The organism is Desulfobacter curvatus DSM 3379 (assembly GCF_000373985.1).
GTDB lineage: Bacteria > Desulfobacterota > Desulfobacteria > Desulfobacterales > Desulfobacteraceae > Desulfobacter > Desulfobacter curvatus.
Window position 1 is genome coordinate 72,063 of the sequence record NZ_KB892957.1, and the last position, 14,047, is coordinate 86,109.

The 14,047-nt window shown below is 46.9% G+C and carries 12 protein-coding genes; 3 read left to right on the plus strand and 9 right to left on the minus strand.

The window, feature by feature from the left end; all coding sequences use genetic code 11:
- The first annotated feature begins 5 nt into the window (after positions 1-5).
- Positions 6-497, plus strand: coding sequence for an acetolactate synthase small subunit (gene ilvN, locus B147_RS0105965; RefSeq protein ID WP_020586323.1), 492 nt, complete (start codon positions 6-8; stop codon positions 495-497).
- Complete coding sequence (gene cimA / locus B147_RS0105970) at positions 494-2,119, plus strand: citramalate synthase (protein ID WP_020586324.1); 1,626 nt, start codon at positions 494-496, stop codon at positions 2,117-2,119. Before ilvN ends, cimA begins: the two co-directional genes overlap by 4 nt.
- A 79-nt stretch (positions 2,120-2,198) precedes the next feature.
- Here the strand turns inward: cimA and lepA are convergent, their stop codons facing one another.
- Positions 2,199-4,001, minus strand: coding sequence for a translation elongation factor 4 (lepA, locus tag B147_RS0105975; protein WP_020586325.1), 1,803 nt, complete (start codon positions 3,999-4,001; stop codon positions 2,199-2,201).
- A gap of 147 nt (positions 4,002-4,148) precedes the next feature.
- On the opposite strand from lepA, the gene B147_RS0105980 reads away from it, so the two are divergent.
- Positions 4,149-5,054 carry a GGDEF domain-containing response regulator gene (locus B147_RS0105980; protein WP_020586326.1) on the plus strand — a complete coding sequence of 302 codons (906 nt, stop codon included), beginning with the start codon at positions 4,149-4,151 and terminating at the stop codon, positions 5,052-5,054.
- On the opposite strand, the gene nadC is transcribed toward B147_RS0105980, so the two are convergent.
- From nadC to B147_RS0106035, 8 genes are all read right to left on the minus strand, one after another.
- The gene (gene nadC / locus B147_RS0105985) at positions 5,051-5,881 is read right to left on the minus strand and encodes a carboxylating nicotinate-nucleotide diphosphorylase (protein WP_020586327.1); all 831 of its coding nucleotides are present in this window, start codon (positions 5,879-5,881) and stop codon (positions 5,051-5,053) included. The two genes, B147_RS0105980 and nadC, sit on opposite strands and share 4 nt — an antisense overlap.
- A 7-nt stretch (positions 5,882-5,888) precedes the next feature.
- A complete protein-coding gene (locus B147_RS0105990; RefSeq protein ID WP_020586328.1) occupies positions 5,889-8,558 on the minus strand; it encodes a valine--tRNA ligase in 2,670 nt (889 codons plus the stop codon).
- Between the two features lie 193 nt (positions 8,559-8,751).
- Positions 8,752-9,087 (minus strand): hypothetical protein, encoded by a 336-nt coding sequence (locus B147_RS0105995; RefSeq protein WP_020586329.1) that lies wholly within the window; start codon positions 9,085-9,087, stop codon positions 8,752-8,754.
- 338 nt (positions 9,088-9,425) lie between these two features.
- Positions 9,426-10,781 (minus strand): alpha-amylase family glycosyl hydrolase, encoded by a 1,356-nt coding sequence (locus B147_RS0106005; RefSeq protein ID WP_020586331.1) that lies wholly within the window; start codon positions 10,779-10,781, stop codon positions 9,426-9,428.
- Positions 10,782-11,169: 388 nt separating this feature from the next.
- Positions 11,170-11,451: a RyR domain-containing protein gene (locus B147_RS0106010; RefSeq protein ID WP_033396989.1), complete on the minus strand. Its 282-nt coding sequence runs from the start codon at positions 11,449-11,451 to the stop codon at positions 11,170-11,172.
- A 17-nt stretch (positions 11,452-11,468) separates the two neighbouring features.
- Complete coding sequence (locus B147_RS0106015; RefSeq protein ID WP_157237798.1) at positions 11,469-11,678, minus strand: hypothetical protein; 210 nt, start codon at positions 11,676-11,678, stop codon at positions 11,469-11,471.
- Positions 11,679-12,092: 414 nt separating this feature from the next.
- Positions 12,093-13,235, minus strand: a complete 1,143-nt coding sequence (locus B147_RS0106025) for a homocitrate synthase/isopropylmalate synthase family protein (protein ID WP_020586335.1) — start codon at positions 13,233-13,235, stop codon at positions 12,093-12,095.
- Positions 13,236-13,733: 498 nt separating this feature from the next.
- The gene (locus tag B147_RS0106035; RefSeq protein ID WP_425387010.1) at positions 13,734-14,009 is read right to left on the minus strand and encodes a NifB/NifX family molybdenum-iron cluster-binding protein; all 276 of its coding nucleotides are present in this window, start codon (positions 14,007-14,009) and stop codon (positions 13,734-13,736) included.
- Between the last annotated feature and the right edge of the window lie 38 nt (positions 14,010-14,047).

A 14,047-nucleotide genomic window follows, 5' to 3' on the forward strand; every position in this document is an offset into this window, starting at 1 on the left:
TTGATATGAAAACCAACAGATATGTATTATCAATTCTTGTGGATAATGAACCGGGGGTTCTATCCCGGATTGCAGGCCTGTTCTCCGGCCGCGGGTTTAACATTGACTCCTTAAGCGTTGCAAAAACAGCCGAGCCGGACGTCTCAGTGGTCACCATAGCCACCTTCTGTGACGAACACATCATTGAACAGATCAAAAAGCAACTGCACAAACTGATCAATGTCATCACCGTTAATGATTTAACCGAAAAACAATATGTGGAGCGTGAGCTTGTCCTGGTCAAGGTCCATGCAAAAACCGAAAAACGGGCTGAAATTATGCGTATTGTTGATATTTTCAGATCCAGGATCGTTGATGTGGGTGCTTCGCACTTTATTGTGGAAGTGTCGGGTGATTCGGGCAAAATCAAAGCCTTTATTGAGCTGATGAAGCCCATGGGCATTATTGAGATTGCCTCCACCGGCACCATAGCCCTTGGCAGGGAGAACGGAAAATGAATGCAGTAAAAGCAAAGAAAAATGCCTTGCTTTACGACACCACTTTACGTGACGGGATGCAGGGGGAGAACATATTCTTCTCCCCCGAGGATAAGCTTAAAATCGCCATGCGCCTGGATGATGCCGGCATCCACTACATTGAAGGGGGGTGGCCCGGATCTAATCCCGGAGCCCAGGCTTTTTTTGACCTGGTCAGGGACAAAGCGTTCAAACAGGCCAAAATCTGCGCCTTCGGATCCACGAGAAGACAAAAATCAACCTGTGAAGAAGACGGCAACATCAAGGCGCTGATCGCTTCAGGTGCACCTGTGGTAACGATTTTCGGCAAATCCTGGGACCTGCATGTCACAGACATCATGAATAACACCCGGGAAGAAAACCTGGCCATGATCACCCAAAGCGTAGCCTATCTTAAGGCCCAGGGCCGTGAAGTGCTCTATGATGCTGAACATTATTATGACGGATATAAAGCCAATGCCGAATTTGCGCTGGAAACCCTGGAAGCGGCGGTAGAAGGAGGAACCCGTTGCTTGGTGCTCTGCGACACCAACGGCGGCAGCCTTCCCTGTGATATCGACACCATCACCCGGGAAACCATGGCCCATTTCAAGGATTTTGATGATGTGATTTTCGGGGTGCATACCCATAATGATTGTGCCATGGGTGTTGCCAACACCATCAATGCGGTTCATGCAGGCGTGACCATGGTGCAGGGCACGGTGAACGGATATGGGGAACGTTGCGGCAATGCCGATCTCACGGCGATTATCCCCATCCTGGCCCTTAAGATGAACAGGGATTGTATCAGTGAAGATAACCTAGCCAAGCTGCGGGCGCTGTCCAGATTCGTATCTGAGACAGCTAATATGCCGCCTGTGGCGTCACGACCTTTTGTAGGACGGTCTGCGTTCACTCATAAAGGCGGGGTCCATGTATCGGCCATCATGAAAAACCCCAAAGCCTATGAGCACATGACTCCTGAACTTGTGGGCAACCGCCGCAGGGTTCTGGTCTCCGAGCAGTCCGGCAAAAGCAACATCGCTTACAAGGCCAAGGAGCTTGGAGTCGATCTGGGCAATGACGAATCCAAAAAATCATTAATTGTCAACAACATCAAGGAGATGGAAAATTTCGGGTATGAGTTTGATACGGCCGAAGGCTCTTTGAAGCTGATTATGGAAAGACTCACCGAGCAGTATCAGTCCCATTTTGACCTGGAATCCTTCAGGGTGGTGGTGGAAAAGGACAAGGAGCGGCCCTGTTATTCCCATGCCATGATCAAGATCCGGGTTGGGGACAAAACTGAAATCACCTCAGCCGAAGGCGAAGGCCCGGTCTCTGCCCTTGATAATGCCCTAAGAAAGGCATTGGCAGCCATGTATCCCGGAGTTAAGGATCTTCATCTGGTGGATTTCAAGGTTCGTGTTATTGACGGGTCCGACGGCACCGATGCCAGGGTCAGGGTATTGATAGAGTCCCGGGATACGGACAATATCTTTTCAACCGTTGGTGTTTCCGAAGATATTATCGAAGCCTCATGGCAGGCGCTGGCTGACAGTTTTCAGTATAAACTGTCGCTGGACCACAAAAGTGAAGCAAAGAAAGCCGAATCAACAGCGTAGGCATTGTTGTTCAATGAAAACCCCCCTGGCTTTTAATAGGCAGGGGGGTTTTTATAAAATTTTTTACAGCGCCTCAAATTTAATCAGACTTCAACACAGACAGGAACGCTGACTGCGGGATCTCCACAGACCCCACCATCTTCATTCTTTTTTTGCCTTTTTTCTGTTTTTCCAAAAGCTTGCGCTTTCTTGAAATATCACCGCCATAACATTTGGCGGTAACATCTTTGCGATAGGCGGAAATGGTTTCCCTTGCAATGATTTTGCCGCCAATGGCGCCCTGGATGGGTATTTTAAACTGCTGTCTTGGGATTTCTTCACGCAGCTTTTTGCAGGCAGCTCTGGCCTTGGTCTCTGCCTTGTCCCGGTGAATCAGCATGGAAAGGGCATCAACCCGTTCGCCGTTGATCAAAAAATCCAGCTTTACAAGATTTGTTTCCTGGTAGCCTGCAATTTCATAATCAAAGGAGCCATAGCCCTGGGTCACACTTTTAAGGCGGTCATAAAACTCATAGACCACCTCGGCCAAAGGCAGGGTAAATTTCATTTCCATACGATTTGAAGTCAAATACTGATAATTGGTGCTCTCTCCGCGAAACTCATGGCAGACCTGCATGACATTACCCATATATTTATCCGGTACAATAATGGAGGCTTTGATAATGGGTTCCCTGACACATTTGATTTCCGTGGGATCAGGATATTCGGTTGGGTTGTCAATGATCTTAACTTCCCCGGACACATAGGTGACTTCATACTGCACCGAAGGCGAGGTTAAAATCAGTGAAACATCATACTCCCGCTCAAGGCGTTCCTGAACCACTTCAAGGTGTAAAAGCCCCAGAAATCCACAGCGGTATCCGAACCCCAGTGCGGCAGATGAATCCTTTTCATAAATCAGGGCAGCATCATTGAGTTTGAGTTTTTCCAGCGCTTCGGTCAATTCCGCATAATCGTCGGATGCCACCGGATACATGGAAGAGAACACCACGGGCGTAGGTTCCCTGAAACCGCCAAGTGCTTTATCGCATCTTTTATCCGGCATGGTCACCGTATCACCGATTTTAACATCTGAAATCAGCTTTATCCCTGCAATGACATACCCCACCTGGCCGGCCTCAAGACTGGGTTGGTGGTTACGTTTGATCTGAAACAGTCCCACTTCTTCGACTTTGTAGGTCGCATTATTGGACATGAATTGTATTCGGTCCCCTTTTTTGATACTGCCTTCAAATATCCTGAAATGAATGATAACACCTCGGAACGCATCATAATGAGAATCAAATATCAACGCCTTGAATGCCCCGGTATTTTCCACCGTGGGCCCGGGTATTTTATCAACAATGGTCTGAAAAATTTTATCAACACCAGTTCCTGCTTTTGCGGACACAAGAAGCGCCTGCTCACTGTCAAGCCCTAAGTCTTCGTCAATCTGATTTTTGACCCATTCGATCTCAGCCGAGGGCAGGTCAATTTTATTGATGATCGGAAGAATCTCAAGGTTATGCTCCATGGCCAGGTAGAGGTTGGCAAGGGTCTGGGCCTCTACCCCTTGGGATGCGTCAGCCAGTATCAAAGCGCCTTCACAGGAGGCAAGAGCCCTTGATACTTCATAGGAAAAATCCACATGCCCCGGTGTATCAATGAGATTCAGCAGATAGTTGCTGCCGTCCGGAGCCGTATAAGGCAGGGACACGGTCTGGGATTTTATGGTAATTCCCCTTTCCCGCTCAATATCCATGGAATCCAGGATCTGCTCTTTCATATCTCGATCTTCTATAATACCGGATAGTTGTATCAGCCGGTCAGACAGAGTGGATTTGCCATGGTCAATGTGCGCAATAATAGAAAAATTTCTAATATTCAGGTGATCGTATTTCAATTAGACTCCAAACTAAGAGTTGACAAAAAAGCTGTATCAATCATAATAAGGCTATACATTTATCAATTGTATTTTATAGTGTCAAGAAAAGCCGCTGCTCAAGGAGTTCTATTTGTATTGTTGTATTGGATTGTATCGGAGAAGCTAATGGCCCATGCCATCCTCATTGTTGATGATGATATAGCAATTAAGGAATCAGTAGAAGAATTTTTAACATTAATGGCCTATGAAGTCAAAAGTGCTGGAAATGCATTCCAGGCCGTTGACATTCTAAAGACGTTTCAGCCCGATATTGTTGTAACGGATATCATGATGCAAGGAATGGACGGACTTGAACTGACCCGATTGATCAGGGAAAAGTACGACATTGATGTCATGGTCATGACCGGATATTCTGCTGATTATTCCTATGAAGAGGCTATTAATGCCGGGGCCAGTGATTTCATCTTCAAGCCGTTTCGCTTTGAAGAACTGGACTTAAGAATCAAACGCATGCTCCGGGAAGCTGCATTTAAAAGGGAAAGGGATAAGCTGCTGGAAGATATGAAGCAGCTGGCCATAACCGACGGGTTAACAGGTTTGTTCAATTCTCGGCAGTTTTTTCATGAAATCAAGCAGGAGGTTGAACGTTTCCAACGCTATTCCCGAAACTTATCCCTGTTGATGCTGGATATCGATTTTTTTAAAAAATACAATGATACATGGGGACACCTTGAAGGAGACAAGGTGCTCATGAGTATGGGCATGATCATCTCCTCCTGTCTGCGCAGTATGGACTCTGCCTACCGTTACGGCGGTGAGGAATTTGCCGTGCTTTTACCCGAAACAGAGTTAAATGAAGCCTGTCTGGTGGGTAACCGCATTATGGACAATGTTCGAAAAGCAATATTCACACCGAAAAAAAGTGTGCAAACATCTGTAACCGTAAGCATAGGGGCGGCACAGATTGTAAATGGTGAAGACTTTACCTCATTTATCAAACGTACGGATAAGGCATTGTATCTCTCCAAGGAAAACGGCCGCAACCGGTTAACCGTAGCTCCAGCCCCCTAATCTTCAGCAATCCGCATGCTTAGATCAACAGAAACAGCCTGATGGGTGAGCGCACCGCAGGAAATAACATCCACGCCGGTGCCGGCAATGGCGTTTAACGTCTGCAAACTGACATTACCTGAAGCTTCAACCACGGCCCGCTTTTTGATCAACGCCACGGCTTTGGCCATGGTATTGATGTCCATGTTGTCCAGCATGATCACATCCGCTTGGGCATCAAGGGCCTGCTGCACCTGGGCTAGATCCGAAACTTCCACTTCCACCTTCATCAAATGGGACGCCCTTGCCCGGACACGGGAGACGGCCGCTGCAATGGAACCGGCGGCCGCAATATGGTTGTCCTTGATCAGAATGCCGTCATAAAGGGCAAATCTATGATTAAATCCGCCCCCTGCCCTGACAGCATCTTTTTCAATTTTACGCCATCCCGGGGTTGTTTTTCTTGTATCCACCAGCCTGACTTTTGGGTTATCCAGAGCATTGACAAATTGTCGTGTCAAGGTTGCAATACCGGAGAGCCGCTGCAAAAAATTTAACGCCACACGTTCGGCTGTCAAAAGAGCGCGGATGTCTCCGGTGATGGTAAAGATCACGTCACCTTTTTTAATGGCGTTTGAATCATTAAAATGAATCTTGCACGCCATGGAAGGATCTACGGCATGGAACACCTTTTTTGCCACATCCGTTCCTGCCAGGATAAAGTCCTGTTTTGCAACAATAACAGCGGTTTTTTCCTGGGGATGCAGGAAAATACTTTCCGTGGTCACATCCCCAAGACAGGTGTCTTCAAAAAGTGCAAGCCGGATAATCTGTTCTGTCATGTCCATATGTATATTAGTCCTGTTTCAGATTTTTAACCCGATCCAGGTTCACCGTAATCTTATCCTGCTTCTCTTTGAGTTCTTCATGTTGTGCCCTGACCTTTTCAATAACATCTTCCGGGGCTTTTTCAAGGAAACTGTCATTATTAAGCCTTTTCTGGATACCGTTCAACTCTTTGGTATTTTTTTCCAGCTCTTTTTCAAGACGGCTGATTTCCTTATCAAAATCAATTACACCTTCAAGGCATACATAGCAGGTGGTTGCACCTGAAACCGTAGTGGCAGAGGATTCAGGCGGATTGTCTGCTTCGCAAAAAGAGAGATTCTCAAGGGTAGCAAGATTGATGATCACGGATTTATTTTCGGCAATCAGCAATTTTTCCGAATTCTCTTCCGTGGTGGCCAGCACCTTAACCCTGGTGGAGGGCTGGATGTTCATCTCGGATCTGATGTTGCGGATACCGGAGATCAAAGAGAACATAAATTCCATCTCTTTTTCGCAGGAAGAATTTTTGAATTTTTTGAATTCATCGTCATTATATGGAAACGCAGCCTTCATCACAGAGCCGCTTGTACCCGGAAGAATATTGTAAATTTCTTCGGTAACAAAAGGCATGAAAGGATGCAGCATGATGATAATATCTTCAAGCACTTTTGCCAGAACACCACGGGCAGCGTCACGCTGGTCAGCCCCTAACTTTTCATACAAAGCAGGTTTGGCAGCTTCCAGATACCAGTCGCAGAACTCATGCCATACAAACTGGTAAACCGCAGACGCCGCTTCATTGAACCGGTATTCTTCAATTCCCTGTTTTACGGCCAAAGACGTTTCAGCGCATCTGGACAAAATCCAACGGTCGGTCAAGGTCAGGTCAAGATCATCTGTGAGTGCGTCTTTTTCCGTAATGTGCATCAGGGTGAATCTGGCAGCATTCCACAGCTTGTTAACAAAATTCCTGTACCCTTCCACCCTGGATTCGGACATTTTAACGTCCCTGCCCTGGGCGGCAAAGGCGGCCAGCGTAAATCTGAAGGCATCAGCACCGTATTCATCAATCACCTTGAGGGGATCAATAACATTGCCCTTGGACTTGGACATCTTTTTGCCATGCTCATCCCTGACCAGGGCATGGATATACACATCTTTGAACGGAATTTCATTGTCCATGAAATGGATGCCCATCATCATCATTCTGGCAACCCAGAAAAACAGAATATCAAACCCTGTAACCAGGACATTGGTCGGATAAAAGGTTTTCAAAAGATCCGTATTTTCAGGCCAGCCCATGGTGGAAAAGGGCCAAAGGGCCGAAGAAAACCAGGTGTCAAGAACATCGGTTTCCTGGACAATCTCTTTGCAGCCGCACTTGGGGCATTTATCAGGATCAGTCTCTTCAACAATAACGGCCTTGCATTCCGGGCATTTCCATACAGGGATGCGGTGTCCCCACCAGATCTGGCGGGATATGCACCAGTCCCTGATATTGTCCATCCATTCAAAATAGGTTTTTGACCAATTATCAGGAATAATTCTGGTCCTGCCGTCCCGCACGGCCTGGGCTGCTTTTTCAGCCAAAGGCCCTACCTTGACAAACCATTGTTTGGAAATGGACGGCTCAACATCCGTGTGGCAGCGGTAACAATTACCAACACTGTGTTTCAAAGGTTCTTTTTTCTCAAGCAATCCCAGCTCTTCAAGAGCTTGGACTGCTTTTTTGCGGCATTCAAACCGGTCAAGGCCGGCAAAACGCCCTGCCCCTTCCATCATTACGCCTGCATCATCAATGACCTTTAATTTCTTCAGGTCGTGTTTTTCACCCAGGTGAAAATCATTGGGATCATGGGCCGGGGTGACTTTCAGGGCACCGGTACCAAACTGGGTATCCACGTATTCATCCCGGATAATTGGAATTGCCCGGTCGGTCAGGGGCAACTGAACTTCTGTTTCTTCAAGGTTCTTGAACCGTTCGTCTTCAGGGTTAACGGCCACAGCCATATCCCCGAACAGGGTTTCAGGCCGGGTGGTGGCAACGGTCAGCCCTTTTTTCTGGCTGCCTTTGAACGGGTAACGGATATAATAGAGGTAACCGTCCTTTTCTTCGTATTCCACCTCAAGATCGGCAAGGGCGGTCATACATCTGGGACACCAGTTAATTATGTACTGGTCTTCATAGATCAGGCCCTCTTTGTACAGACGGACAAACACCTTGCGGACAGCCTCGGACAGCCCTTCATCCATGGTAAAGCGTTCCCGGTCCCAGTCACAGGATGCACCAAGACGTTTGAGCTGATTGATGATGGCACCACCCGATTTTTCCCGCCATTTCCATACTTCCTCAATAAAGGCTTCCCGGCCGACTTGATCACGGTTTTTGCCTTCGGCAGCAAGTTTTCGTTCCACCACATTCTGGGTGGCGATTCCGGCATGATCAGTTCCCGGCATCCACAGAACATTCTGCCCCAAAAGCCTTCTGTACCTGCACATGATGTCCTGGATCACGTTGTTCAGCGCATGACCCATATGAAGCACGCCGGTGACGTTAGGCGGTGGAATCACAATTGAAAAGGGGGTTCTGTCACTTTTGTCTTCGGCTTTGAAAAAACCGTTTTCAAGCCAGAATGAATACCATTTCTCTTCAATCTCTTTTGGTGAATATCCTTTGTCCAGAGAATCCGAACACATAATTCAACTCCTCAAACCCTTTTAATGTAACAGCCCCTCCTAATTATTAGGGGCCGTGTCGTGTGTTGTCGTGAACCGCAACGTGTTTTACAAAGTAAAGCAGTTCAAGACCAGTCAATGAAAAAAGGGGATTGAATCAATCCCCGGCACGTTAATAAAAATTTTTAAAAATTAAGTCAATCTTAAATCAGATTTAACCAATATCATCAAGATCTTTTTTAAGTCCTGCTTTAATATCTTCAATTTCACGTTTGATCACTTTTTCTGTGACTTCAAAAAGGATTTTTTCAATAATTCCGGCAAACTTCTTCTCTATAATTTTTTCAAGGACAGCTTCTATGTCGCCCTGGTCCAGTGACGGGGCCATATTTTCACTGTCTGTTCGGCCCAACAAAATATCATCGGAAGGCAACGCTTCCCGATCAGAGCTTTGCTGGGTCAGTTCAATGACGTCCTGGTCTTTTGGGGATGATTCTTCGGTGATCACGTCTGTCAGTTCAATAATATCATCATCATAATCTTGAACCATAAAATCCTCATTTCGTAGTGATTTTGAAGCGTTTAATTTTATTTTTTGAGATTAAAAAAATTTATCAGAGCAGATAAAAAGTGTCAACACTTATGCCTTTTTCCAATACAATAACGGATCAGACCACGAATAGATTACAATTCTGACCACATCCTTGCCCGTCCCCTCCCCCTCTATTGTCATAATTTATCCCCCTTGGTGGAAAAATAAGGCATATAGTCGATGTTATGCCTGTGGCCGTGCAGGGACAGCCGTCTAAAAAAGATGGGACTGCCCATAAAAATTTAAGTCAACCTAACCCATCTTTGATAAAATATCAGATGCTGTAATCATGAGTGTCAGGCAGCAGCACTCTGCGCCAGCCATATCTGTGCGGATCGTGGGGATATGGCTAAATTCAACCGCTCCTGGCCATGAAGTTCCATATGATACCCATGGATCAGTTCTTTAAATTTGGAAGGATTTTTGATTCCGTACAGCCAGATATCAGCATGAACCCATTGGTCGCTCTTGTTAATCGCAACGATACCTTTGCTGCCTCGCCTGAAGACAAGATAATCGTCGTGTTCATAGAGCATGGCCATGGGCTTTCCCGCAACTGCATTGTGGAATTCGATCATGGCCCTGATATCCGCTCTCTTATAGGCATTGGCCCACCTGTCCCTGTCCTCAGGGTGAGATTTTCCGTCACCGTTTTCCTCCAGACTTTCATTATTGTCTGAATATACCAGCGGGACACCACCATCCCTTGCCATGATGTATACATTGGCCAGAAACTCATCCTGATGGTCAAGCATCAGGGACCGAAAGTCCTCATTGAGAGGCAGATCATGGTTAACCGTAAATGTTACTGCGCGTGACCAGTGCAGGCATTTCCCATAAGCAAAGGGATTGATAAGACGCTTAAGCGAATCGCCATAACCAAACGCCTTTCTGATCTGCTCCTGGAGAGGGAAATCATAGGCAGATATATGGGTTTCTGACAGATAGGGCTTCATAAAGACATCGACTTCAGTTTCATTGGTTGTGAGAACTTCACCGAACAAGAAAGATTTCTGGAGAAAATGCTGGTCTGCAATATTGTCTATCTGACGTTCGTTCAAATGTTTGATGGCATCGAGCCTGAACCCGTCAAATCCCATCCGGTTAAGGGCATAAAAGAGTTCCCGCTGCTGTTTTAATACCCAGTGGTTGTCCCTTAAATCCGGCAGATTGCTCAGTTGCCGATACTGCACATCGTAACGGTTCTTCCAGTCAACGATGTTTACCTGGTCATTGAAATCCCATTTTGAAAACAATCCATGATTCAGATCACCATACACCCTGTTCGCTTCATACTTTTCACGATCTGAGGCGTATTTAGTCAGTTCCGTTTTTCCCGGAAAATTCAGTTTTTCCGAAGAGTCCCTTGCTTCATTGGCCATATGGTTCAAGACAATATCCGCATAGATCCTGAGGCCTTTGCCGTGGGCTGTGTCAATCAGTTCTTCAAGGTCCGGCTTATCACCCAAGTAAGATAAAAGAATCCTGTAATCTTTGGGCTGGTATCGCTGCCACCAGTCGCGTCCATCAGGGTTGCTGTAAAGGGGTGGTGCTATCAAAACAGCGCCGAAACCACTATCTGAAATTTCGTCTAAACGGCCAATGATATCTCTATACTTCCAGTTAAAAGCATGCAAAATAACATCTTTCATGTGATCTCCTATATTTGAAGAAAAAAAGTGTATTGTTAAGAATCATTGGCCCTTTCAGGGGGTAATGATTCCTGCCGAAGTCTGAGATAAATTGTTTAGTCGTGATGCAGACCCTTACTGTCTACATCATCATCATCTTTGTCCATATCGCCTTGGCACGGGAACATTGATAAGGCATTTATAATGATTGCTGTGAAGATAACTTAAATTCGTTTTTTCATTCGAGCGTAATGATTTTTGTCAGCATCCTCCCAGACAGAATAGAGAATTAAAATTGCCGTTTTTTCAGTTAGAACAAGAACTTGTTATTTGTCAAGTAAAAAAAAATAAAAACGCCGAAAATAAACGAAAATAAAACTCGTCACTGGCGGAAATAACGGGGAAATTCTCACAATTTTTCGACCCGGTATCCGGACAGCAGAATCACTTTTATGGTCTCAACCGCCATTTTACGGTCATATTCTTTTTCCGATTCCGGCAGATCGTTATAAGGAACAAGGTCCGGATGGGTTTTATGCGCATCATCCCGTTTAGAGCCGAACCGCCATCCTTCACGCATGCGCTGTTCAGCCCAGGTGTCATGATTGTTTTCCGCCAGCATCTCCACCAGCGTGTTTAAATCATCCGGCAGTTTTATTTTTGAGGTGTCAACGGGTTTAGGGGTATACATTGTTTTTCCTTTTGGCATTAAGATGTGGTTAGGGCAGCTTCCTTGATTTTAACGGCAACCTTTTTTAAAACGCCGTCAATTTCATGATCTTCCAGAGCCGATAACGGTGTTGAGGGATTGTGGGCTGCCTGGAAATTTTTGATGCCTGTTTCCTCATATAATGCATGGGACAGATACACCCAGAGCACCAATTCCTGGTCCGCCTCCCTCAGGTAAGGTTTCATCATGGTGACCAGCCGCTCCATTCATGGGGTGTCTTTGTGGCTGTAACTCAAAAAGATAAGGAAAACAATGGCGTTTTTTAGCTTGTTGTTCCTGACTTCTTTCAGCGGTATTTTTTTACCTGGCATATTCCTTATCCTTTGTTTGAATTAGAATCAAGGCCGGGTGAAGGTCCAGTCAACTTACTTTTCGTTCGTTTTTTTCTTTCTTCCATGGTGGTCAATGGGAACAGATCGGGAAAATGTCGCGTCGATCTTTGACCACTATATAAAAAAAAATTCCAATACTCAACTGCCGGGATTTGGGAGGCTAAAAAGTTATAGACTGAAAGGTTCTCTGGGAATCGGAACGCGGTTTTATACAAAAAAGGGGAATGAACGCCACTGAGATTCGATGACTCTCTTGCCCCATGGTTAAAATTACGTAGCACACATTGTTCTGCGATAGATGGACTCAAGCAGTTCCGGGGATACGGGCTTGTTTAGTGCAGCGGCCGCGGCCCGGACCTGGGGCAGTAATCTTTGGGCGGCATCGGCATCAATATTAATATTGCGGTGGGCCAGGGCATGTTTTATGGCGGCCGAGCCGGAGTGCACNCCTAAAACCATCTGTCTTGGGTTGTGCCGGCCCACCTGNTTGGGATCATATAATTCATAGGACTGTGTATTTTTCAACAGACCGGCACAGTGGATCCCGGACTCATGAGAAAATATCCGTGATCCCACAATGGGTTTGGCCGCATGGATCTGCTGCCCGGAATATGTTGCCACGGTATTGCACAGCCCGGTTAGCCCGGACAGGCGCATNTTGCTTTTTTTTGCGCCGATACCGAACAGGGCCATGGAAGTCTCTTCAAGGGGGGCATTGCCTGCCCGTTCCCCAAGTCCGTTCACTGTGACACTGATGGCCTTGGCGCCGGCATCCACGGCAGACACGGCATTGGCTGTAGCCATGCCAAGATCGTTGTGTCCGTGAAATTCCAGGGCCAGGCCGGGCAGCCGGATTAAGAGGGTCTCGATCATATCCATGAGTGCGGACGGGGTGATCATGCCCACGGTATCGGCAAGGCGCACCCGGTGGACACCCAATTCCATGGAGGCCTGGCAGAACCGCAAAAGAAAACCCATGTCCGTGCGGGTGGCGTCCTGGGCGCCCACGGAGACCTGGTCAAAATATTGTCTGGCGAACCGTACGGTGTCATCCAGGGTCTCAAGCACCCATGCCTCGTTTTTTTCAAAGGTCTTGAGCAGGATGGACGAGGTAGGAAAACTGATGTGTACCCCGGGGGTGTTGCAGCCAATGGCCAGTTCAATATCTTTTTTGACCGCCCTGCACCAGCAGGTGAGCATGCTGGGCAGGTTCAACTGGGCAATGGCTTCGATTTCCCGGCATGCAAACTCACCCATGGCAGGGATGCCCACTTCAATCTCGTCAACGCCGCATTCGGCAAGCTGACGCGCAATGGTCAATTTTTCCAGAGGCCGAAAAAAGACACCCGGGGCCTGTTCCCCGTCCCGAAGGGTGGTGTCCACCATCCAAACCCGCAGATCATGGGTCTTCATTACAGTACGTAATCCTCTGCGATCTCGCCGTCTTCCATGGCATCCAAAATAGCGTCAATGGCCTCTTCGTTTTCCACATGGCCATACCAGATATTATCCGGATAGATCACCATGACNGGGCCGTCATCGCACTGTTTCAGGCAGCAGGTGGAAGAGACCAGCACCTCTTCCAGCCCTCTGTCAATCACTTCATTTTCAATGTAGGCTAAAAAATCTCCGGACCCTTTTCTGTGGCACTTGCCTTTGGGTTCTCCACTGGGACGAAAGCTTGAGCATACGAGGATGTGTTTTTCGGGCTTGTTCATTTTTTTCTCCTTTAAAATTTTATTCTTTTATTTGGTTGATAAACAATTTTTTATTCGGTGGTTGGCGTTTGGACGAAGCGTTGCCCAGATGCAAGGCGCAATAAAATTTGTAACCGGAGCAACCTTGAAGGTTGTGAGGATTGCAAATTTTATTGCAACGCCGCAGGTGGGTGACGATTCGTTCAAACAAGGGTTACATGCAGCCGGTTCCGGTTCCCCGGCACTCCCCGCAAGCGGTCTGAGCCCGGACAATCAGATGATCTAACGACTCACCTTTCTTAATGGCCATCAGCACAAGATCAATCATGCCGTTGATTTCATGGATGGTAAATCCCATGGNGCCCAGAACTTTTTTGGGGGTTTNCCCGNCACCGGACACAAGNATNGTGTGGCAATCNTTAATGGTCCGGGCAAGGTTATGCCATCTGGCATCCCCGCCGCCGGGTTTGGGCAGGGTTCTGGTTTCCACAAATTCCGGGGTATCCTGATTTAAATCATAGATGTGCA

Bases quoted from the DNA above. Each gene is read 5' to 3' on its own strand.
- ilvN (WP_020586323.1), top strand. From the start codon at position 6: ATGAAAACCAACAGATATGTATTATCAATTCTTGTGGATAATGAACCG.
- cimA (WP_020586324.1), top strand. From the start codon at position 494: ATGAATGCAGTAAAAGCAAAGAAAAATGCCTTGCTTTACGACACCACT.
- B147_RS0105980 (WP_020586326.1), top strand. From the start codon at position 4,149: ATGGCCCATGCCATCCTCATTGTTGATGATGATATAGCAATTAAGGAA.
- nadC (WP_020586327.1), bottom strand. From the start codon at position 5,881: ATGGACATGACAGAACAGATTATCCGGCTTGCACTTTTTGAAGACACC.
- B147_RS0105990 (WP_020586328.1), bottom strand. From the start codon at position 8,558: ATGTGTTCGGATTCTCTGGACAAAGGATATTCACCAAAAGAGATTGAA.
- B147_RS0105995 (WP_020586329.1), bottom strand. From the start codon at position 9,087: ATGGTTCAAGATTATGATGATGATATTATTGAACTGACAGACGTGATC.
- B147_RS0106005 (WP_020586331.1), bottom strand. From the start codon at position 10,781: ATGAAAGATGTTATTTTGCATGCTTTTAACTGGAAGTATAGAGATATC.
- B147_RS0106010 (WP_033396989.1), bottom strand. From the start codon at position 11,451: ATGTATACCCCTAAACCCGTTGACACCTCAAAAATAAAACTGCCGGAT.
- B147_RS0106015 (WP_157237798.1), bottom strand. From the start codon at position 11,678: ATGATGAAACCTTACCTGAGGGAGGCGGACCAGGAATTGGTGCTCTGG.